A 21234-nucleotide genomic window follows, 5' to 3' on the forward strand; every position below is an offset into this window, starting at 1 on the left:
AACCATCAAAGCGATTCCAGAAAACGCACCAGGTTTTCGCGATCCTGGCGGTTGAGTTTGAGGACATACTGCTTGCTTGCCTCGCCTTCGCCGCCGTGCCACAACACCGCTTCCATCAGGTTGCGGGCACGGCCGTCGTGCAGGTAATTGCTATGGCCATTCACCGCCGGGATCAAGCCCAGGCCCCATAGGGGCGGGGTTTTCCATTGGCGGCCGTTGGCTTTGAAGTCGGGGCGGCCATCCGCCAGGCCGTCGCCCATGTCGTGCAGCAGCATGTCGGTATACGGCCAGATTTTCTGGTTGGAAAACGCCGACAGCGTCGGATGCTTGCCGGTGGTGTAGCTCGGCACGTGACAACTGACGCAGTTGGCGTCGGCGAACACTTTCTTGCCGCGCAACACAGCCGGGCTCTGCGGATCGCGCCGGCTGGGCACCGCCAGCGACTGGCTGTACAGGATCACCTGATCCATCTTGCGCACGTCGATCTCGGGCTGGCCGCCGTTGGGGGCGGCTTGGCAGTCTTTCTGCCTGGCGGTGCAGGTCTGCTCCGGGAAGGCATGCGAGGTGATGCCAATGTCGTCGCGGAAAGCGCCGGCGCTCTGATGGGCAATGGTGCCGACGTTGCCCTTCCAGCCGAAGCGGCCGAGCACGGTCTTGCCGGACGGCGCATCCCACACCCAGTTCGGCTCGCCGTGGATGCCACGCCCCTCGGCAGCCTGCCGCGTGGCATTGGCGAGGATATCTTCGTTGCGGATCGCTTCCAGCAGGCCCAGGCCGACCATGTGCGGCGCGATGCGTGGCGACAGCATCACCCGCCGATCCATCGGGCCATAGCCCAGGTCGGTCAGGCTGTAGCTGGGCTGGCGCAGCGAATAGCGGGTGCCGTCGGCGAACCGGCCGGCGACTTCACGGTAGCGGATTCGCACCTGCCCTTCCGGTGCAACGCCGGGAATGGCGTCATTGTTGAACTGCCCGCCGTATACCGGCTCGGGTAGCGGGCCGCCATGGGCGTCCTGACCAGGGATCGATAACCTGATCAGCAACGCCATCGGTTGCTCGGCCTGGATGCCGTTCTCGAAATCGGGCGGCGCGCCGCGCCCGTCCAGCGCATGGCAGGCGCCGCAGGAGCGCGCGATGAAATGCGGCCCCAGCCCATCGCGCGCGGCGGTGGAGGATGGCGCTTCGACCCAGGCCTTCTTGAAGAAGGAGTTGCCGATGACAAAATCGGTTTTCTGTTTGTCGGTCAGGCCGGGCGCCGGCAGGGAAAACGCGTTCTTGCCATGGTCGTCGATGGTTGCGGTTTCGCCGCCCGGCAACGCTTCGGCCGGATCGAATCCAGCCAGCACGGCACTGCCGCCGGCCACGACCACGCCGGCGACACAGAATGCGGGAATCAACCACTTATACATACGCATTGCTTCTACAAAGGCTGAAGCCCCCTGATGGGGGCTCTGAACCCGGGACCGACGCGCAGGCGCCAGCCCCGTTTCGCGGTATCGCGATAATCAGACAGACGTGTTCAAGCGCTTGATGCCCAGCACCTGCGCCGATTCCACCAGGCCGCTGGCCTGCTTCTTCAGCGCGTCGATCACCGCCTGCACACGCTTGCGGCCCTGAGCCTTCTCGTCGCCCACGATCTCGCGGTCGAACGGCGGCTTGATCTCTTGCGTCAGTTGCACGGTGCGCGCGATGTCGGCACTGGTGGCATCGGCCAGCTTGGCATTCTTCTGCGCGACCAGCGCCTTCAGGCTGGCACCTTCCAGCACCTTGCCGTCACGGCCCTTGTAGCGGCCTTCCCACACATTCTGGATACCCTGGGCATTGGTCACGATGTCGCGATGGGTATTGTCGGAGAAGCACGAGTGCTCGTCCTCCTGCGCCTGGGTGTCCATGGCCACTTCCATGCGCTCGCCGGCCAGTTCGCCACGCGACAGCGTACCGATGCCAGTCAGGATCCTCTTCACGCTTTCGGTGCCACCGGCCACGAAACGCGCGCGATAGTTCTTGGCGCCCGGCGCCCACTGCTTGGCGACACTTTCCAGATCGGACACCAGCATGTCGGTGACGATCTTCAGATACGTGCGGCGGCGCTCGGCGTTGGCGGCCTTGCCATCGACGAAATCGGTGAACTTGCGATCACCCGGGCCGTCCTGGTTCAGATCCTGGCCCCACAGCAGGAACTCGATCGCGTGCCAGCCGGTGGCGATGTTCTCCTCGCCGCCACGCTCGTTCAGTGCGCGCAGGTTCTTGGCAGTCAGCGCGGCCTTGGGGTTGTTGACGATACCGGCCTTGGCCTTGCCTTCCACATAGTCGATATAGGCTTCGTCCAGCGGCCAGGCATTGATCAGCCCTTCCGGCCCCTTGTCGTCGTCGATCGGGCCACCATAAAAGCGGAAAGCCTCGGTCTGACCGTACCACTCGCGCGCGGCCAGCCATTCCTTGCGGGCCTTCTGCAAGCCCGCGTCGGACGGCGCAGCGATGAATTCATTGACGGCGGCCTGCAATGCCTTCGCCCCCGCAACGGTGTCCTGGTAGTTGGTCTGGACGATGGCCGCATAGTGCTCGAGTACCGCGCGCTGGTTGACTTCGGCGGCCTGCGCCGGTGCGACGATCACCACGGCGGCGACGGCAACCGCGGCCAGGGGACGGGATAAAAGGGAGAAGGACATTCAGGGATGCTCCTGCAAGCATGCACGGGGAATGGCTCGCACCTTAATTGATAAAGGTTCTTATTTCAATAGGTGTCGCCAGCGCCACGTGGCGCATGCTTCAAGGAGCTGTCAGGCGCTCCAGTTCGGCCAGCCAGGCCAGCGCGCCGTCACGGTCGCTACCGCACATTTCCAGGCTGGGCTGAAGCCCACCGCAACAGGCCGGGCGCTCCGGCCGGCCGAACAAGGCGCAACGATAGTCCGCCATCAGATGGATGCAGGGCACCCCGGCAGGTTTGCCGCCCGGCATGCCGGGCATGGTGGCAATCGATGGTGCGGTGCAACAGGCACCGCATTCCGGCCTGCATTGCATGACCGATGGATTCCTTGTGAACGGGATCACGATTGTCCCACAGTCAGGCACCGATGGCGGACGCCCTCGCCCGGCGCATGCCGGAAACACCCGAAATCCATGCCAGCCGCCGCACGGCACCTTGCGTCGGTCGTACGAGCGGCGCTCGTGGTACGCAGCCGCCGCACCTTGTAGTAAGCTCCCCGGTTACAACACGGAGCGTCCTGTCGGCTTTCGTTTGTCATTGTGCTATGCGCAATGGCGGGCGCGGCAGTGTCAGCTACCACGCGCGCATCGCAAAGCGATACGCCGATAAAAGGCGGGGTAACATACGCCCCGCTTCGGAGGAGTTCCAATGAGCTTGATCTTCACCGTCCTGACGGTGCTGCTGTTGCTCGTGCATCTGGCCGCACTCGGCCAGTTGGGCGGCGCGCGCTGGTCGGATCGTCACCTGGTACGCGGCGCCCTCGTGTTCACAGTGGTGCTGTGCTGCTTTTTCGTCGAACACCTGTTCGGCCTGGGTTCGCTGCGCTGGCTCTGGCCGTTCACGCTGGCGGGCTCGCTGTTCGTACTGCGACGCCAGATCGCCGACACAGCTTTCTGGCGCGACGAACTGCCATTCCTGTTGCCCTTCGCCTGGGCTTTCGCCTGGCGCTTCCTCTATCCCAATATCGATGTCACCGCCGAGCACCTGACGGATCTGTACTTCGTGCGCAACTACATGGATGGCGCGACGTTGCCGCCACCGGATCAGTGGCTGCCGGGTTATCGCTTCGATGTGTATTACGCGCTGATGCACTACGCCGCCGCGCTGATCGGCCGTCTGTTCCACCTGAGCGCGGGCTGGAGCATGAATCTGGGCTTCTGCGTGCTGATCGGCCTGCTGGGCAGCCTGGTGTGGTCGATGGCATCGCGCTGGGTGGCCAGCACCGGCTGGCGCGCGCTGATCGTCGCGGCCACCGTCGCCGGCGGCAATGGTCTGGCACCGCTGCTGCCACTGCTGTTCAAAGGCCCGCTGGAAGTAGGCACCGCCATCACCCGGCTGTGGGCGAATACCCGTTTCACCGGCGTGTTCGACCAGAGCATCAGTGTGGAATGGGGCCGCCGCCTGTTCGGCAGCGTCTCGCCCGATCTGTTGCAACAACCCTGGGGGCCGCGCGACCTGCCGCTGGAAAACATCGGCTACTTCATCTACCTGGGCGACTACCATCCGCCGCTGGCCGGCTTCCTGCTGCTGTTCCTGGCGCTGGCCATCATCGCGCGACTGGAAACCGGCACGCCACCGCGGACCCGCGAGGATGCGCACTGCGAGGACAGCGCCTGCGGCAAGCTGCTGCTGTTGCTGGGCGCCACGGTGCCAGCCGCCATTGCCACCAATAGCTGGGTATTCCCGCTCCAGGCGCTGCTGGTGCTGGGCTGGGCCGGCTGGCGGCTTACCCAGGGCAAGTCGGCCTCGTTCGGCTGGCTGATCGGCGGCGGCCTGATCGGGCTGGCGCTGCTCTATCCCTTCCTGTCCCGCTTTTCGCTCAATTCGCTGGCGCTGGCGATCCGGCCGGTTCCGGGCATAGACCACACCCCGCTGGTGCAGTGGCTGGCGATCTGGTGGCCGATCCTGTGGCTGATGGTGCTGTGCTGGATCCGCCGCTTCGGTGAGGACAGCCCCTCCGCGCGCTTCGGTGCCTGGGTGGCGCTCGGGGTGATGCTGATGCTGGTGATCAGCGAGACCATCTACGCCGACGACAACGGCGCCGATCGCTACAACCGCTTCAATACCGTGCTCAAGTGGTGGTCGTGGTTGTTCCCCGGCGCGCTCGCGCTGCTTTCCACGCTGCTGATCGCCGCGCCGCGCCGTGCGTGGCGCTGGCTGGCCGCGGTGCCACTGGTGGCGGTGCTGTGCTATCTGCTGCCGCAACTGCACTACCTGGCGCAACAGCCCAGACCGCACGCGGGCAAGCTGGCCGGCGATGCCTGGCTCACCAGCGATCCGGCCAATCGCCGTGTCCTGGAATACCTGCGCGTCGCGCCGAAGGGGCTGGTGCTGGAAGGCATCGACGGCGGTGCCTACATGCCGACCTCCGCCTTTGCGCTGCACGCGGGGCAACCGGCGGTGAACGGCTGGCCATCGCATGTGGCCCAGTGGCACGGCGAGCCGATGCATATCCTGCGCGACGCCGATACCGTGCGCCAGATCTATCAAGGCGCCATGCCCAACGCCGCCGAGTGGCTGACCGCGCGCAATGTGCGCTACGTGGTGTGGAGCCGCTTCGAGCAGAACCGCAATCCGGCCGCCTTCGGCCAACTGCAACAGCAACTGGCGCCCAGCTACCTGTGGCGCCCGCTGGGCGACGCCGACGGCGTGGTCTATGGCGTGTGGGAACGCCGGTAACGGACAGGGAAGAGAACACCTATGCAATCGATATTCCTCCTCGGCAGCCTGCTGCTGCTCTGGCTGCACCTTGCCGGGACCACGCTGGTCATCGGGCGCTGGCTGCCCTACCCCATCGCCCGCGCCACCGGCGTATTGCTGGTCACGCTGGTGCTCTGCGCGGTCGAGCATGCTTTCGGCCTCGGTCGCCTGTCCTGGTTGTGGCCGTTCACCACCGCCGCCATGCTGTTCGTGCTGTACCTGTTCCGCGCCGAGGCGCGCACCGAGGCGTTCCGTAGCGCCGAGAAGGTGTTGATCGTCTGTTTCGCCCTGGCGTTCGCCTGGAAGTTCGCGCTGCCCAACATCCTGCCCAACATGGGCGAACGGGCGGCCGACTTCTACTTCATGCTGAACTACTATCCCGGCGAGCAACTGCCGCCGCTGGATACCTGGTACCCGCCGTATCGCTTCGATTTCTACTACGCCTTCCAGCACTATGGCGCGGCATTGATGGGCCGGCTGTTCGGCTGGAACCCGGGCTTCGCCTACAACATCGCCTTCGGCCTGCTGATGGGCCTGTCGCTGACGCTGATGTGGTATTTCAGCGGCCGCTTCCTGGCCCAGCGCTGGGCGCGCTGGCTGCTGGTGATCGCCATCGGCCTGGGCGGCACCGGCATCACCCCGCTGATCCATTTCGTCGTCGGCCAGCCGGCCGATCAGCCGGTGGAATGGGCCGCCACCGAGTACATGTGGGGCAGCGCGCGCTTCATCGGCAATTTCGAAACCAAGGTCAACACCGACTTCGGCCGGGCGCTGTTCCCCAAGCTGAAGCCCGAGGACAAACCGCGCCCGGACTTCGAGCCCAACGACCTGCCGATGGAGAACTTCGGCTACCAGTTCTTCCTCGGCGACTACCATCCGCCGCTGGGTAGCTTCTTCCTGCTGTTCCTGGGCCTGTCGCTGCTGGCCTGGGTGGAAACCCCCGCCTCCGACAATTTCCCGGTACGCCGCCGGCTGGCGCAGGGGCTGTTCGCGCTGACCATTCCGGTGATGCTGATCACCAACACCTGGATTTTCCCGCTGGCGCTGATGATGCTGCTCACCTGGGCCTGCTGGCGCGAATGGCGCAGGGAGCCGCCCGACTGGCAGGCGGTGATCAGCGGGGGTCTGCTGGGTGCTTTGCTGGTCTACCCCTACCTGTCGGGGCTGGCGGCACAGGCGATCAACACGCCGATCAAGCTGGTGCCCTGGGTGGATCACACCCCGGCGCTGCGCTACGTGATCTTCTGGTGGCCGTTGCTGGCGCTGATGGGCCTGTCGCTGGTGGACAAGCGCAGCCGACCGCTGGCGGTGTGCTTCGTCATCGCCTTCACCGCGATGCTGGTGGTGTCCGAAATGGTGTATGTGGACGACCCCAGCGGCGGCAAGTACGACCGTACCAACACCACGATGAAATGGTGGGGCTGGCTGTACAGCGGCGGCTTGCTGGCCTGCGGCGCCATCGCGCTGGCCAGCGCGCAACGCTGGGTACGCGCCGCGGCGGCGGTGACGCTGATCCTGACCTCGTTCTATGCCTTCGATGTGGCACGTTACTGGTGGTACGTACCCAAGACCGACGCGGGCAAGCTGGACGGCAAGGCATGGTTTGTCCAGGACAAGGTCAACCGCGACCTGATCGGCTACCTTTCCAACGCGCCGCGCGGCATCGTGCTGGAAACCTGGCAGGGCGACGCCTACGCCTACACCAACCAGACACTGATCGCGATGTTCTCGCAGCAGATTTCGATGCAGGGCTGGACCAACCACGTCAGCCTGTGGCACGGCGCGCCGCAACAGGTGTGGAACGAATCCAACCTGATCAAGACGTTCTATCGCGGCGAGTTGCCGGATAGCGCCAACTGGCTGATGCGGCACCGGGTGGACTACATCACCTGGCTGCCGGCCGACAGCAATGCCGCGCCGCAGGCCTGGGCCACCATCAACGCGGCCATCGGCGGTTACTACTACTGGAAACCTTTCGGCGACAACCCGCCCGCCGGGCTGTGGATCAAGCGGGAGATGAAGCCATGAGCCAGCTGCTTTCGTTGGTGGTGCCTTGTTACAACGAAGAGGAAGTCATCGGCGAGACGATGAAGCGCCTGCATGCCTTCTGCGATGAAATCACCGACCTGGACATCGAACTGATCTTCATCGACGACGGCAGCCGCGACCACACCCGCCAGTTGCTGCGCAGCTTCGCCGCCGAAGATGAGCGCATCCGCGTGATCGGCTTCGCCCGCAACTTCGGCCATCAGATCGCCGTCACCGCCGGCATTGATGCCGCGCGCGGCGATGCCGTGGTGCTGATCGACGCCGACCTGCAGGATCCACCCGAAGTGGTGCACCAGATGGTTGCCAAGTGGCGCGAAGGCTACGACGTGGTCTACGGCACGCGCACCGAGCGCCCCGGCGAATCGGCGTTCAAGCTGGCGACCGCGCGCAGCTTCTACCGCCTGCTGAACAAGCTGTCCGACGTGCCGATCCCGCTCGATACCGGCGACTTCCGCCTGATGAGTCGCCACGTGGTCGATACGCTGCGCGCCATGCCCGAGCGCGACCGCTTCGTGCGCGGCATGGTGAGCTGGGCCGGCTTCCGCCAGACCGCCCTGCCCTACAAGCGCGCGGAGCGTTTCGCCGGCGAGAGCAAATACCCGCTGCGCAAGATGTTGCGCTTCGCCACCGACGGCATCCTGTCGTTCTCGACCAAGCCGTTGCAGATGTCGATCGGGCTGGGCCTGTCGGCCGCCACGCTGGCGCTGTCCGGCATCTTCTATGCGCTCGTGATGCGCGTCTTCACCAACGAATGGGTGGAAGGCTGGACCGCGCTGATGATCGCGGTGCTGTTCCTGGGTGGCGTGCAACTGATCTGCGTCGGCATTCTCGGCGAGTACATCGGCCGCATCTACAACGAGGTCAAACACCGCCCGCTGTACGTGGTGCAGGAATACCTTGGCTATGGCGAACACGCGCCCGCGCTGTCGCGCAGCCCGGTGGTGGACCGCAAGTGAAACCCAAGCAAGCGGCCCGCCTGGGCCTGGGCATCCTGCTGGCCGTGTTCTTCCTGTGGCTGATCGCCCGGCAGATCGACCCCGCCGCGCTGGTGCAGGCCTTCGCCGGCACGCGGGGCGGCTGGGTGGCGCTGGCGCTGGCGATGTTCTGTGTCGGCTATGCCTGTCGTATCGCGCGCTGGCGCGCCATGCTGGCGCGTGACAACCCGGCCCTGCGCTGGAGCAATTGCGCCGGGCCGCTGCTGGCCAGCTTTGCCGCCAACAACGTGCTGCCGTTTCGCGCGGGCGACGTATTACGCGCCTTCGCCTTCAACGCCCGGCTGGGCACCAGTGCCGGCACGGTGCTGGCAACGCTGTTCGTCGAGCGCCTGCTCGACCTGCTGATGGTACTGGTGATGCTGGGTGCGGCGCTGGCCGCCTTCGGCCTGGAGGCCAGCCGCTTTGCCGGGCTGGGCAGCGCGGCGCTGATCACGGTCGCGCTGGCGATCCTGGTACTGCTGCTGTTTCCGCAGTTGTTTGCGCCGCTGGCCCGGCTGGCGGGCAAGCTGGCCGGCCGCGTGTCGCCCACGCTGGGCGAGAAGCTCTCCACCGAGATCGAGCGCGGCCTGGCGACACTGGGCCACCTGGCCGCCGGCAGCACGATGGCGCGACTGGTCGGCTGGTCGCTCGCGGCCTGGATCGCCGAAGGCACGGTGTTCTGGATGGCCGCGCTGGCCCTGCCGGAACTGACCACCGCCGCCGCGGGCTGGCTGGCGCTGCCGGTAGGCACGCTGGCGACGCTGATCCCCAGCACCCCCGGCTATGTGGGCACCTTCGATTACTTCACCGTGCGCGCCATGACCGCGCTCGGCAATGGTCAGGCCGCAGCGACGGCCTACGCCTTCCTGGTTCATGCCCTGCTGTGGCTGCCGCCCACCGTGGTCGGCGGCCTGTATTTCCTCGCCTCCCGCACCCGTCTTCCAAGAGAAAAGCTGTCATGAGTACTCCCCACGCTACCCGTGTCGCCATCGTCGGCGGCGGATTCACCGGCCTCTCGGCCGCCTATGAGCTGGCCAGGCAAGGCATTGCCGTCACGGTACTGGAAGCCGAAGCGGACCTCGGCGGGCTGGCGGCGGCATTCGAGGTCGGCGGCGAAAAACTGGATCGCTTCTACCACCACTGGTTCACCAACGATGTGGAGGTGATGAAGCTGATCGACGAGCTGGGCCTGAACGATCGTGTGGCGATCAATCCGACCAATACCGGCGTCTACTACGCCAACAACTTCTTCAAGCTGTCCACGCCGCTGGACCTGCTGAAGTTCACGCCGCTGTCGTTCATCGACCGTATCCGCCTCGGCCTGCTGACACTGCGCGCGCGCGGGGTGGACAACTGGATGGCGCTGGAGGACAAGACCGCCGCCGAATGGCTGAAGGAGCTGGGCGGCGAGCGCGTGTATCAGGTGATGTGGGAGCCGTTGCTCAAGGGCAAGTTCGGCCCGGTGGCCGAGCAGGTATCGGCGGTGTGGTTCTGGAACAAGCTCAAGCTGCGCGGCGGTAGCCGTGGCAAAGGCGGCGAGGAACGCCTCGCCTACTTCAAGGGAGGCTTCGTCGCGCTGGCCGAAGCACTGGCCACGCGCATCCGTGAGCTGGGCGGTCGCATCGAGACCGGCACCCCGGTGACCGCGATCCGGCCTGAAGGCAACGTCTGGCACCTCGACACCCCGAACGGCGGCATCAGCGCCGACCACGTGATCGCCACCACCGCCCTGCCGCTGGTGGCCGACATGGTGCGCGACTGGGCGCCGGCCGACTACGTGGCCCGGCTGGAACGCATCCATTACCTCGCCAACGTCTGCCTGGTGCTGGAACTGGATCGCCCGCTGTCCGAGACCTACTGGCTCAACGTGAACGATCCCAGCTTCCCGTTCGTGGGCGTGATCGAACACACCAACTTCGAATCGGCCGAAACCTATGGCGGCCGGCGCATCGTTTATCTGTCCAAGTACCTGCCGCACACCGACGCACTGTATCGCATGAATGCGGATGAATTCCTCGACTACGCGCTGCCGTTCCTGCAAAAGATGTTCCCCAAGCTGGAGCGCGGCTGGATCCAGCGCCATCACGTCTGGCGCGCGCGCTGGTCGCAGCCGGTGGTGGAGAAGCACTACAGCACGCTGATCCCGCCGACAGCCGGGCCGTTGCCGGGCTTCCACCTGGCGTCGATGGCGCAGATCTATCCCGAGGATCGTGGTACCAATTACGCGGTGCGCGAAGGCCGCAAGATCGGCCGCGAACTCGCCGCGCGGCTGGGCTGAGATGCGTCAACTGGTCCGCTTCACCCTGGTCGGCGCCACCGGCACCGCCGCGCACTTCGCCGTGCTGTGGCTGCTGGTGCGGCTGGCGATGCCAGTGGTGCTCGCGTCCACCCTCGGCATGATCGCCGGCGCGCTGGTCAATTATGTGCTGAACCGGGCCTACACCTTCCAGAGCCGGCAGGCGCACCGCGTTACCGCACCGCGCTATTACGCGCTGGTACTCGGCCTGTGGGGGCTGAATGCCTTGCTGATGGCACTGATGGTCGACCACGGGCACTGGCACTACCTGCTGGCACAAGCCATATCCACGGTGGTCTGCTTCATCGCCCATTACCTCGGCAGCCGCGCCTGGGTGTTCCGCGCCCATCGCGAGCCGGCTTTGAAGGACAGCCGGGGATGAACCCGCCGGCCTCCTTCCTTTCGCAAGAGGCTTCCATGGAAAACGCCTGCCTGCCTATCGGCCCCGCCGCATCGCCACTGCTGTCGGTAGTGGTACCCGCCTACAACGAAGAGGCCGTTCTCGCCACCTTCCATGCGCGGCTGGCCGCCGTGTTCGACACGCTGTCCGACTACCGCTGCGAGGTCATCTATGTGAACGACGGCAGTCGCGACGGCACCCAGCGCATCATCGACGATCTGTGCGCGCGCGACGGCCGCGCGGCATCGGTGGATCTGTCACGCAATTTCGGCAAGGAAATCGCCATGACCGCCGGGCTGGACCATGCCACCGGCGACTGGATCGTGATGATCGATGCCGATCTGCAAGATCCGCCGGAGCTGATCCCCGACATGCTGGCCAAGGCCGCCGAGGGTTTCGACACCGTGTTTGCGCGTCGCACGCATCGCGATGGTGAAAGCGCGTTGAAAAAAGCCACCGCCGCCGCGTTCTACCGGGTGATGGACCAGTTGTCCGGCAAGGTGAAGATCCCGCGCGATACCGGCGACTTCCGCCTGATGAGCCGGCGCGCGGTCGATGCGCTGCTCAAGCTGCGCGAGCAGCACCGCTTCATGAAGGGCCTGTTCGCCTGGGTCGGTTTTCCGTCGGTCGCACTGGATTACCGCCGCGACCCGCGCGCGGCCGGCGACACCAAGTTCAACTACTGGAAGCTGTGGAACTTCGCGCTGGAGGGCATCACGTCCTTCACCATCGGGCCGCTGAAAATCGCCACCTACATGGGCCTGCTCACCGCCGCATTCGCCTTCCTGGACGGGCTCTGGATCATCGGTAAGACGCTGTTCATGGGCGAAGCGGTGCGCGGCTATCCCACACTGATGGTCACCATGCTGTTCCTCGGCGGGGTGCAGTTGTTCTTCATCGGCGTAATCGGCGAATACCTGGGACGCATCTTCGATGAGACGAAGGGCCGTCCACTGTATTTCGCGCAGGGCTGGAAGCCCGCGCGCAACCACGGACACCGCTCGTCAGAAGCGGGTTCGCTCTCTCGAAGGGAAATGGAAGATGACCAACCTCGCCACCTGGTGGAGGACCCTACCTAACGGGTCTGATACCGAAACCTGGCCCCACCGGCCCGCCACGCTCCGGCAAACCCTCGTTTTTCGTCCACTATGGACCGGGTTGACCTGCGCGCTGGCGCTGTTCTTCAGCCAGGCATTCTGGCTACTGCACCGCCTGAGCCCGAACTCGGACAGCGTGTTCCGGGGCTACGACTATTTCACCCTGCCACGCTGCGGCCTTGCCATCCGCCACGGCACCAACGTCTTCACCAGCGCCGAAACCTATTCCTACTACGGCCCCTGGGCCACGCAGTGGGTCACGCATCCCAACCTGTGCGTCTTCCCCGGCCTGCCGCTGTCCTATCTGTCCCCGTTCGTGGGCTACTGGCTGTTCAACCTGTTCAACCTCGCGCTGCACCTGTTCATCCTGGTGCATTTCGCGCGCCGCGCGGCAGGCGACCCCGATACCTTCCGCGGCGGCCAATGGCGTGATCACATCCTGTTCGCGTTGTTGGGCTTTTTCTTCCCCATGTACGTGCTCTACTACCAGGGGCAATACCACAGCCTGGCGGTACTGGCGCTGATGCTGGTGTTTCTCTGCCCGCGCAATCCGGCGGTGGGTTTCATCGTCAGCGCCTTCGGCAAACCGCTGCTCGGCCCGGCCGGGCTGGTGCTGCTGGTGCGCGGCATGTGGAAGACCGTCGCCGTGATCGGAGTGGCGTTGCTGCTGGGTTATGTGCCGTGGTTCTTCCTCAGTTACTCGCTGGACCAGGGCATCCAGCTTGGGCACAACGCAACGCTGGCCCCGTTCTTCGAGATCGGCAGCCAGTTCCTCAAGTACAACGTCCCGCGCTGGAACCAGGAACAGTCGATGGCATCGTTCCTCAGCGAGATGATGCAACCGGGCACGCAGCTTTATCTGCGCTATGCGCTCGGCGCGATCGTCACGCTGGCCGGCGCCATCGCACTGCGCCGTAAACCGCTGGAACTGGCGGTATCGCTGGTCACGCTGTGGTTCTTCCTGGTGTACGCACGCGGCCACGATTACCACGCCACGCTGCTGATCCCGGTGCTGGCCTACCTGTGGTGTCAGCGTCCCCATCTGTACCGTACACCGCTCATGCTGCTGATCACCGCGATGTATGCGCTGCCGACCAGCTATGCGCTGTTCCGCACCGTGCTGGGCTTCACCGCCGAAGTCAGCGGCGAAACCATGCTGGCGACCTCGCCTTTCCTCTATTACTGCTTCGTGGCGCAAAAGCCGGTGGCGACACTGCTGCTGGCCGGCAATATCCTGTGGCAGGAATGGCTGAAAGAAAAAGCCGCCGAGATCGATCTCGACGGCGACACGGATCTTGCCGCGGGCAAAGGCTGATCCGGCGCGGCCAGCCCAACCGACACCGATGCGCCGTGCCGGCGGCGCATCGGTCGCCTAGCTGAACAGCTTGCCCAGGGCGCCCAGCCCCAGGCTCAGGGCATCGCCACCGCCCGCGGCCGGCAATTTGCCGTCCGGCGTGAGGCTATCGACCAGTTGCGGCAACGCACCCGCCAGTTGCCCGGCCACGGCCTGCGGGTCCAGCCCCACTTTTTCGGCCAGTTGATGCACCACATCGCTGCCCAGCACGGATTGAATCTGCTCGGGCGAAACCGGCAGATTGCCGCCGCTGCCGACCCACGACTGCACCACATCACCCAGGCCACCGGCCTGGAAGCGCTCGACCAGCCCTGCCACGCCGCCTTCGCGCTGCAACAGATCGGAGACCAGGCTCGTGACGCCCGATCCCCCCCCCAGCAAACCACCCAGTTGCTCCAGCATGTGAGTTCTCCTGATTTTGGCCCCGCCATACCGGGGCGTAACATCGTTCCAATCCTCGCGGCACGCGATCTTCGTCCGTGACGAAGACGAACGTGCCGTGGAGGGACGACCCACTATAAAACCTGGTCGCGGCACCGCTGGCGCAACCCCGACAATATCCGCACCAGCGGAAAACGCGCCGACGCGCGGCCAGGCACCCGGACAAACTGCCAAGGATTGCACGACGATGACCTTTGCCTCAGACCTGCTACGCCAGGACGCCCTGATCGACGGACGCTGGCATGCCACCACGGCACGCTTTGCCGTGACCGACCCCGCCACGGGCGAGGTGTTGGCCAACGTGGCACGCTGCGGTCGCGCCGAAACCCGCGCCGCCATCGACGCGGCCGAAGCCGCCTTGCCCGGCTGGCGCGCCACGCCCGCGAAGTCGCGCGCGGCCATCCTGCGCCGCTGGTACGAACTGCTGATGGCGCGTCGCGCCGACATCGCCACGCTGCTGACCCGCGAGCAAGGCAAGCCGCTGGCCGAAAGCCAGGGCGAGGTGGCCTACGCGGCCAGCTTCATCGAGTGGTTCGCCGAAGAGGCCCGCCGTATCGCCGGCGACGTGCTGGAACATCCGCAAGCCGACCGTCGCATCCTGGTGCTGAAGCAGCCGATCGGCGTCTGTGCGGCGATCACACCGTGGAACTTCCCGGCGGCGATGATTGCGCGCAAGGCCGGCGCGGCGCTGGCCGCGGGCTGCACCATGGTGGTCAAGCCCGCCAGCCAGACACCGCTGACCGCGCTGGCGATGGCCGCGCTGGCCATCGACGCGGGGCTGCCGGCCGGCGTGTTCAATGTGGTACCCGGCCCCGCTGGCGAAGTGGGCACGGAACTCGCGGAAAACCCGACCGTGCGCAAGCTCTCATTCACCGGCTCCACCGAAGTCGGGCGAATCCTGATGGCGCAGTGCGCGCCAACATTGAAGAAACTGTCGCTGGAGCTGGGCGGCAACGCGCCCTTCATCGTGTTCGACGATGCCGATCTGGACGAAGCGGTGGAAGGCGCCATCGCGGCCAAGTACCGCAACAGCGGCCAGACCTGTGTCTGCGCCAATCGGTTTTACGTCCAGGCGACGATCCATGACCGCTTTGCCGCCCGACTGGCCGAACGCGCAGCGCAACTGAAGGTGGGCAACGGCCTGGAAGACGGCGTGGAACAGGGGCCGCTGATCGATGAAGCCGCACTCGCCAAGGTGACGCGGCACGTGGCCGACGCCACGGCGCGAGGCGCACGCCTGCTGACCGGCGGGGAACACCTGGGCGGAACGTGGTATGCACCGACGGTGCTTTCCGATGTGCCACCGGATGCGCTGATCACCCGCGAAGAAACCTTCGGGCCGGTATCGGCCCTGGTGAAATTCGATACCGAGGAAGAAGCCATCGCCCTGGCCAATGCCAGCGAATTCGGGCTGGCGGCCTATTTCTACGGCCGGGACATCTCGCGCGTGTTCCGCGTTGCCGAAGCGCTGGAGTACGGCATGGTCGGGATCAATACGGGACTGTTCAGCAACGAGGTAGGGCCGTTCGGCGGCGTGAAACAAAGTGGATTCGGCCGCGAAGGATCGCGTTATGGGCTGACGGAATATCTGGAACTGAAATACCTGTGCCTGGCCATCTGAAGCGCGATCCACCGACAAAAAAGGGCTGCCGAGGCAGCCCTTGTCTTGATCCGTAGCTCAGATCGACCAGTCGACGATGCCCGTCCAGGCGGTCAGCAATACGATCACGCCGAACGCAATGCGATACCACGCGAACGGAATGAAGGTGTGGCTGGATACGTAGCGGATCAACGCGCGAATCGCGATGAAGGCAAATACGAACGAGGCGATGAAGCCGACTGCGAACACACCGGCATCGCCGACGTCGAGCGCGTCGCGGTGCTTGTACAGGCTGTACAGCGATGCGGCCCCCAGCGTGGGAATGCCGAGAAAGAACGAGAACTCGGTCGCCGCCTTGCGCGACAGGCCGAAAAACAAACCACCGATGATCGTCGCACCGGAGCGACTGGTACCCGGAATCAAGGCCAGGCACTGGCACAGACCCACTTTCAACGCGTCTTTCAACGATAGGTCATCCACGGTTTCCACCGTGACCGTGTGCTGGCGCTTTTCCGCCCACAGGATCACCAGACCGCCGACGATGAAGGCAATCGCCACCGGCACCGGGTTGAACAGCACGGCCTTGATCTGTTCGTTGAACAGCTTGCCCAGGATGGCGGCGGGCACGAAGGCGATCAGCACCGCCAGCAGCAGATTGCGCTCGGACCCCGGCTGCCCAGCGCGCGCCAGCGTATGGCCGATCTTGGCGCGGTATTCCCAGACCACCGCCAGCATGGCACCCAACTGGATGAAAATCTCGTAGACGTCGCGCTTTTCCTTGGAAAGGAAGTTCAGCAGATCGCCGGCCAGAATCAGGTGGCCGGTACTGGAAATGGGCAGGAACTCCGTCACCCCTTCCACCAGGCCCATGATCAGTGATTTCAACAGCAGCAAGATATCCATACGGAGAACGCCAGGGGGAGTCGTCAGGAGGGCGCATTATAGCGGCCAAACAAGACCCGCCAATGCGCGGCGCCGGCCCAGAAAAGCACGGCAGTGACACAGTAAATTTTCACGACGCGGCTGGGAACTCGCCGGATCGACCCCACTCTTATCCCGTGTGCGATTCAGCGTCGCTTCCCCCGAGCGACGCCGCATTTTGCTCATCTCCTCCCTGATTGCCGGGCTCCCGCAGAGCCCGGCATTTTTTTGTGTCATGCGAGTGCCGAAGAACCTTCCGCGCAGCGGTCGATCACTGGAATCCGAAAATCGGCACAACACCTGATGAGCCCACGACTGTAAGGCGTGCTCTAGCGACCACCGTGGCGTTTCGCCAGTCGCAGCACCGCCTCCCGCAACGGTCCGGCATCCAGCCTTTCAGCAAGCTGCCCAAAGGCTTCGACGGCGGCGGCGGGAATACTTAAGTCCTTGGTGCGAATCGCTTTTTGTTGCCGTAACTCAACTTGCACGCGCGGACGGATTGCGGTAGCGTGCCAGCCAGCCTGACACACGGCCTGCACGATGGCTTCCCCCGAGAGCTTCAACCTCGCGGCCGCCGCCGAGGAGGTCACGCCCACTTGAAGCACCCCGTTTTCCAGCGCCACGGCAATGCAGGTGGCGGCCAGCGCGGGCGGCAAGGTGCCGCGCACTGTGGCAAGCAGACGATTGAGTTCGTCCACTTGCGCCACCAGTCGCGACAACTGCCGGTTCTGGCCGACAAACCTTGGTTTCGAAGAACGGGCTGGCATCAAGAAGAAGGCATGAGAGGGGGAGTTCGATGAATATTATTCTGGTTTCAAACCGGTTCTCCAGCGCCTTGCACCTGGGACCGTATTCGCTGGCGACCGTCGGCCTGCTGATCGCCATCGGCGCGGGTACCGTCGGTGTCGGCATGGGCATGTTGCTGCGCCAGGGCGAAGCACCACGCCTGTTCAGACTGAGCCAGCCGCCGAAAAGCGCCGATCTCGACGTTCTGGCCACCAAGCTGGGCGAGTTGCAGGCCAAGCTGATACGCCTGGACGGCCTTGCTCGCCAGGTTGGCCTGAAAACCGGTATCGACGTCAAACCCTTCCTTTCCAACCAGCCGGCGCCGACGGGCGGCTTGGAAAAGCCCGACCGTTCGCTCAGTTTTGGCGATGTCTCACATTTGCTGAGCCAATCCACCGACCAGGCTGACGCCTATCTGGACCACATGACGCTGGCCGAAACCGTGCTGTTGCGCCCGCAAGGCTGGCAATTGCCCACGCGCGCGCCACTGGCCACGGGCTTGCAGTCCTCCAGCTTCGGCTGGCGCATAGACCCCTTCACCGCGCGGCAGAACTTCCACGAAGGCATCGACTTCGTCGGACCGACCGGCACCCCGATCCACGCCGCCGCCGCGGGCACTGTGGTCTACGCGGCCCGCCACCCCCAGTATGGTAATATGATCGACCTCAGCCACGAGAATGGTTTGACCAGCCGTTACGCCCATGCCAGCCGTTTGCTGGTGGCGGTTGGGGACAAGGTCGCCGCCGGGCAGAAGATCGCCGAGGTGGGCAGTACCGGCCGCTCCACCGGGCCGCATCTGCACTTCGAGATCCGTTACAAGGGCGTGGCCCAGAATCCGTTGCGGTTCATGAAGCCGGAAGCGATTACGGCGCAGACTGCGGTGGCGGTCAGCGATTGAGGGATGGAAATCCAGACGGGACACCCCATCTGGAGACAACGTGCACAGGCGGCGGAGGGTTATCCCTACCGCCGTTGTTCTAACTAAAAACACCGCCCAATAGCGGGAAGCTGGCAACGGACATGATTTCGACTCTGCTCAAGAAAGTTTTCGGTAGCCGCAATGATCGCCTGCTCAAGCAATACGGCAGCATCGTCGCCAAAATCAACGCGCTGGAAGCGCAGATCGAACCGTTGTCGGACGAAGCGCTGAAAGCCAAGACCGACGAGTTTCGCGAGCGGATCGCCAAGGGCGAATCGCTCGACGCCCTGCTCCCCGAAGCGTTCGCCGTCTGCCGGGAAGGCGCCAAGCGCAGCCTGGGCATGCGCCACTTCGACGTACAGTTGATCGGTGGCATCGCCCTGCATCAGGGCAAGATTTCCGAAATGCGCACCGGCGAAGGCAAGACGCTGGTCGCCACGTTGCCGGCCTACCTGAACGCCCTCGCCGGCAAGGGTGTGCATGTCATCACCGTCAACGACTACCTGGCGCAACGCGACGCCGGCACCATGGGCCGGCTGTACAACTTCCTGGGCCTGAGCTGCGGCGTGAACCTGGGCCAGATGCCCCACGACGACAAGCAGGCCGCCTATGGCTGCGACATCACCTACGGCACCAACAACGAATTCGGCTTCGACTACCTGCGCGACAACATGGTGTTCTCGCCCGGCGAACGCGTTCAGCGCGAACTGTCGTACGCCATCGTCGACGAAGTGGACTCGATCCTGATCGACGAAGCGCGTACCCCGCTGATCATCTCCGGCCCGGCCGAGGACAGCACCGACCTGTACGTGCGGATGAATACCATCCCGCCGCAACTGGCCAAGCAGGAAACCGAGGAAGGCGACGGCGACTACTGGGTGGACGAAAAAGCCAACTCGGTCCTGTTGTCCGAAGCCGGCCACGAGAAGGTCGAAACCATCCTGACCGAAATGGGCATGCTGCCCGAGGGCGACAGCCTGTACGGCGCGCAGCACATCAGCCTGATGCACCACCTGTATGCCGCGTTGCGTGCCCACGCGCTGTACCAGCGCGACCAGCAATACGTGGTGCTGGATGGCGAAGTGGTGATCGTCGATGAATTCACCGGCCGCCTGATGTCCGGCCGTCGCTGGTCCGAAGGTCTGCACCAGGCCGTGGAAGCCAAGGAAGGCGTCGAGATCAAGCAGGAAAACCAGACGCTCGCCACCATCACGCTGCAAAACTACTTCCGCATGTACGGCAAGCTGGCCGGCATGACCGGCACGGCCGATACCGAAGCCTACGAGTTCCAGCAGATCTACGGCCTGGAAACGGTGATCATCCCCACCAACCGCCCGATGATCCGCGACGATCGCCAGGATCAGGTGTTCAAGACCACCGCCGAAAAAAACAACGCCATCATCGTCGACATCAAGGGCTGCGTCGAACGCGGCCAGCCGGTGCTGGTGGGCACCACCTCCATCGAGCAGTCCGAGCAATTGTCGGAACTGCTGAAAAAAGGCAACGTGCCGCATAACGTGCTCAACGCCAAGCACCACGCCAAGGAAGCCGAGATCGTCGCCCAGGCCGGCCGTCCCGGCCAGGTCACCATCGCCACCAACATGGCCGGTCGCGGTACCGACATCGTGCTGGGCGGCAACATCGAGCGCGACATCCGTGTGATCGAGCAGGACGAGGCGCTGGACGAAGTCAGCCGCCGCAGCCGCATCGACGCGCTGCGCGGCGACTGGAAGATCGAACACGAAAAGGTGGTGGCGGCCGGCGGCCTGCACATCATCGGCTCCGAACGCCACGAATCGCGCCGGATCGACAACCAGTTGCGTGGCCGTTCCGGCCGCCAGGGCGACCCGGGTTCCAGCCGCTTCTACCTCAGCCTGGAAGACCCGCTGCTGCGCATCTTCGCCGGCGAACGCGTCGCCTTCGTGATGGACAAGCTGAAGATGCCGGAAGGCGAGCCCATCGAAGCCGGCATCGTCAGCCGCGCCATCGAATCCGCACAGCGCAAGGTGGAAGGCCGCAACTACGACATCCGCAAGCAATTGCTGGAATACGACGATGTCGCCAACGACCAGCGCAAGGCCATCTACACCCAGCGCAACGAACTGCTGGAATCGGACAACGTGGCGGACACCATCGCCGCGATGCGCAATGCGTTCTTCGACGATCTGTTCGAACAGCACGTCCCGCCGGACGCGATGGAAGAACAATGGGATCTGCCGGGCCTGGAAAAGGCACTGTCCGAATACGGCCTGGATGCCCCGGTGGCGCAATGGCTGAAGGACGAACCCGAGCTGTCGGACGAAACCATCAAGGGCCGCATCCAGAAACTGGCCAGCGATTTCTACGATGCCAAGGTGGCTGAAGCCGGCGAAGGCACCTTCCGCCAGTTCGAACGCGCGGTGTTGTTGCAGCATCTGGACCATAGCTGGCGCGAACACCTGTCGGGCCTGGATCACCTGCGCCAGGGCATTCACCTGCGTGGTTACGCGCAGAAGAACCCCAAGCAGGAATACAAGCGCGAAGCTTTCGAACTGTTCCAGGGCCTGCTCGATACCGTGAAGCGCGACGTGGTACGCATCGTGATGAACGTCGAGGTCCGCTCGCAGGCCGATGTGGACGCCGTGGCGCCGCTCGCGGTTCCGGAATCGGCAATGCAGTTCCAGCACGCCGACATGGAAGCACTGTTGGCCTCCGGCGACGAAGAAAAGATCAAGGCCGCCATCCTGGCCGCGATGCACGCACAGGGCGGCCCGGACGTGCAATACGCCGGCGTGGGCCGCAACGATCCGTGCCCCTGCGGTTCCGGCAAGAAGTTCAAGCACTGCCACGGTCAGCTCGGCTGACCCCGCGCCCGGTTGACGTTCGCCGGGCGCTTCATTATCGTTGCGGTTCTTGGGCCGATAGCTCAGCTGGGAGAGCGCCGCGTTCGCAATGCGGAGGTCGGGAGTTCGATCCTCCTTCGGTCCACCAGACACAAAAGCCGACTGCAT

Annotated in this window: 17 protein-coding genes and 1 tRNA gene; 12 read left to right on the forward strand and 6 right to left on the reverse strand. The window is 64.6% G+C overall.

Annotated features, from left to right (window positions below):
- Positions 1 to 5: 5 nt before the first annotated feature.
- The 3 genes from FAZ21_RS03195 to FAZ21_RS03205 all read right to left on the reverse strand — a co-directional run bounded on the left by FAZ21_RS03195 (position 6) and on the right by FAZ21_RS03205 (position 3021).
- Positions 6 to 1409, reverse strand: coding sequence for a di-heme oxidoreductase family protein (locus FAZ21_RS03195; RefSeq protein WP_136771836.1), 1404 nt, complete (start codon positions 1407 to 1409; stop codon positions 6 to 8).
- Between the two features lie 96 nt (positions 1410 to 1505).
- Complete coding sequence (locus FAZ21_RS03200) at positions 1506 to 2669, reverse strand: imelysin family protein (protein WP_136771837.1); 1164 nt, start codon at positions 2667 to 2669, stop codon at positions 1506 to 1508.
- Between the two features lie 100 nt (positions 2670 to 2769).
- Complete coding sequence (locus FAZ21_RS03205; RefSeq protein ID WP_136771838.1) at positions 2770 to 3021, reverse strand: YkgJ family cysteine cluster protein; 252 nt, start codon at positions 3019 to 3021, stop codon at positions 2770 to 2772.
- A gap of 334 nt (positions 3022 to 3355) precedes the next feature.
- Here FAZ21_RS03205 and FAZ21_RS03210 point away from each other — a divergent pair, with 334 nt between their 5' ends.
- From FAZ21_RS03210 to FAZ21_RS03245, 8 genes are all read left to right on the forward strand, one after another.
- A complete protein-coding gene (locus tag FAZ21_RS03210; protein ID WP_136771839.1) occupies positions 3356 to 5386 on the forward strand; it encodes a DUF2298 domain-containing protein in 2031 nt (676 codons plus the stop codon).
- A gap of 21 nt (positions 5387 to 5407) precedes the next feature.
- A complete protein-coding gene (locus FAZ21_RS03215) occupies positions 5408 to 7435 on the forward strand; it encodes a DUF2298 domain-containing protein (RefSeq protein WP_136771840.1) in 2028 nt (675 codons plus the stop codon).
- Positions 7432 to 8412 (forward strand): glycosyltransferase family 2 protein, encoded by a 981-nt coding sequence (locus FAZ21_RS03220; RefSeq protein WP_136771841.1) that lies wholly within the window; start codon positions 7432 to 7434, stop codon positions 8410 to 8412. Before FAZ21_RS03215 ends, FAZ21_RS03220 begins: the two co-directional genes overlap by 4 nt.
- Complete coding sequence (locus tag FAZ21_RS03225) at positions 8409 to 9392, forward strand: lysylphosphatidylglycerol synthase transmembrane domain-containing protein (RefSeq protein ID WP_136771842.1); 984 nt, start codon at positions 8409 to 8411, stop codon at positions 9390 to 9392. Before FAZ21_RS03220 ends, FAZ21_RS03225 begins: the two co-directional genes overlap by 4 nt.
- Positions 9389 to 10708, forward strand: a complete 1320-nt coding sequence (locus FAZ21_RS03230; RefSeq protein ID WP_136771843.1) for an NAD(P)/FAD-dependent oxidoreductase — start codon at positions 9389 to 9391, stop codon at positions 10706 to 10708. Before FAZ21_RS03225 ends, FAZ21_RS03230 begins: the two co-directional genes overlap by 4 nt.
- Position 10709: 1 nt before the next feature.
- Complete coding sequence (locus FAZ21_RS03235) at positions 10710 to 11108, forward strand: GtrA family protein (protein ID WP_136771844.1); 399 nt, start codon at positions 10710 to 10712, stop codon at positions 11106 to 11108.
- Between the two features lie 35 nt (positions 11109 to 11143).
- A complete protein-coding gene (locus tag FAZ21_RS03240; protein WP_136771845.1) occupies positions 11144 to 12205 on the forward strand; it encodes a glycosyltransferase family 2 protein in 1062 nt (353 codons plus the stop codon).
- Positions 12206 to 12284: 79 nt separating this feature from the next.
- On the forward strand, positions 12285 to 13538 hold the full coding sequence (locus tag FAZ21_RS03245) for a hypothetical protein (RefSeq protein ID WP_136771846.1): 1254 nt from the start codon (positions 12285 to 12287) through the stop codon (positions 13536 to 13538).
- Positions 13539 to 13595: 57 nt separating this feature from the next.
- Here the strand turns inward: FAZ21_RS03245 and FAZ21_RS03250 are convergent, their stop codons facing one another.
- Positions 13596 to 13979 (reverse strand): YidB family protein, encoded by a 384-nt coding sequence (locus tag FAZ21_RS03250; protein ID WP_136771847.1) that lies wholly within the window; start codon positions 13977 to 13979, stop codon positions 13596 to 13598.
- Between the two features lie 226 nt (positions 13980 to 14205).
- Between FAZ21_RS03250 and FAZ21_RS03255 the strand changes: the two genes are divergently transcribed.
- Positions 14206 to 15639 (forward strand): NAD-dependent succinate-semialdehyde dehydrogenase, encoded by a 1434-nt coding sequence (locus FAZ21_RS03255; RefSeq protein WP_136771848.1) that lies wholly within the window; start codon positions 14206 to 14208, stop codon positions 15637 to 15639.
- 57 nt (positions 15640 to 15696) lie between these two features.
- On the opposite strand, the gene FAZ21_RS03260 is transcribed toward FAZ21_RS03255, so the two are convergent.
- Positions 15697 to 16521: an undecaprenyl-diphosphate phosphatase gene (locus FAZ21_RS03260; RefSeq protein ID WP_136771849.1), complete on the reverse strand. Its 825-nt coding sequence runs from the start codon at positions 16519 to 16521 to the stop codon at positions 15697 to 15699.
- A gap of 347 nt (positions 16522 to 16868) precedes the next feature.
- Complete coding sequence (locus FAZ21_RS03265) at positions 16869 to 17237, reverse strand: DciA family protein (RefSeq protein WP_169307227.1); 369 nt, start codon at positions 17235 to 17237, stop codon at positions 16869 to 16871.
- A gap of 98 nt (positions 17238 to 17335) precedes the next feature.
- Between FAZ21_RS03265 and FAZ21_RS03270 the strand changes: the two genes are divergently transcribed.
- The 3 genes from FAZ21_RS03270 to FAZ21_RS03280 all read left to right on the forward strand — a co-directional run bounded on the left by FAZ21_RS03270 (position 17336) and on the right by FAZ21_RS03280 (position 21214).
- Positions 17336 to 18223 (forward strand): M23 family metallopeptidase, encoded by an 888-nt coding sequence (locus FAZ21_RS03270; protein ID WP_136771851.1) that lies wholly within the window; start codon positions 17336 to 17338, stop codon positions 18221 to 18223.
- A 122-nt stretch (positions 18224 to 18345) separates the two neighbouring features.
- Positions 18346 to 21087, forward strand: a complete 2742-nt coding sequence (secA, locus tag FAZ21_RS03275; protein ID WP_136771852.1) for a preprotein translocase subunit SecA — start codon at positions 18346 to 18348, stop codon at positions 21085 to 21087.
- 51 nt (positions 21088 to 21138) lie between these two features.
- Positions 21139 to 21214 (forward strand) — tRNA-Ala (locus FAZ21_RS03280).
- Positions 21215 to 21234: the final 20 nt, after the last annotated feature.

Source organism: Chitiniphilus eburneus, from assembly GCF_005048205.1.
Lineage (GTDB): Bacteria > Pseudomonadota > Gammaproteobacteria > Burkholderiales > Chitinibacteraceae > Chitiniphilus > Chitiniphilus eburneus.

Excerpts from the sequence above, each read along its gene's own strand:
- FAZ21_RS03195 (WP_136771836.1), bottom strand. The coding sequence starts at position 1,409 with ATGTATAAGTGGTTGATTCCCGCATTCTGTGTCGCCGGCGTGGTCGTG.
- FAZ21_RS03200 (WP_136771837.1), bottom strand. The coding sequence starts at position 2,669 with ATGTCCTTCTCCCTTTTATCCCGTCCCCTGGCCGCGGTTGCCGTCGCC.
- FAZ21_RS03205 (WP_136771838.1), bottom strand. The coding sequence starts at position 3,021 with ATGCAATGCAGGCCGGAATGCGGTGCCTGTTGCACCGCACCATCGATT.
- FAZ21_RS03210 (WP_136771839.1), top strand. The coding sequence starts at position 3,356 with ATGAGCTTGATCTTCACCGTCCTGACGGTGCTGCTGTTGCTCGTGCAT.
- FAZ21_RS03215 (WP_136771840.1), top strand. The coding sequence starts at position 5,408 with ATGCAATCGATATTCCTCCTCGGCAGCCTGCTGCTGCTCTGGCTGCAC.
- FAZ21_RS03220 (WP_136771841.1), top strand. The coding sequence starts at position 7,432 with ATGAGCCAGCTGCTTTCGTTGGTGGTGCCTTGTTACAACGAAGAGGAA.
- FAZ21_RS03230 (WP_136771843.1), top strand. The coding sequence starts at position 9,389 with ATGAGTACTCCCCACGCTACCCGTGTCGCCATCGTCGGCGGCGGATTC.
- FAZ21_RS03235 (WP_136771844.1), top strand. The coding sequence starts at position 10,710 with ATGCGTCAACTGGTCCGCTTCACCCTGGTCGGCGCCACCGGCACCGCC.
- FAZ21_RS03240 (WP_136771845.1), top strand. The coding sequence starts at position 11,144 with ATGGAAAACGCCTGCCTGCCTATCGGCCCCGCCGCATCGCCACTGCTG.
- FAZ21_RS03250 (WP_136771847.1), bottom strand. The coding sequence starts at position 13,979 with ATGCTGGAGCAACTGGGTGGTTTGCTGGGGGGGGGATCGGGCGTCACG.
- FAZ21_RS03255 (WP_136771848.1), top strand. The coding sequence starts at position 14,206 with ATGACCTTTGCCTCAGACCTGCTACGCCAGGACGCCCTGATCGACGGA.
- FAZ21_RS03260 (WP_136771849.1), bottom strand. The coding sequence starts at position 16,521 with ATGGATATCTTGCTGCTGTTGAAATCACTGATCATGGGCCTGGTGGAA.
- FAZ21_RS03270 (WP_136771851.1), top strand. The coding sequence starts at position 17,336 with ATGAATATTATTCTGGTTTCAAACCGGTTCTCCAGCGCCTTGCACCTG.
- secA (WP_136771852.1), top strand. The coding sequence starts at position 18,346 with ATGATTTCGACTCTGCTCAAGAAAGTTTTCGGTAGCCGCAATGATCGC.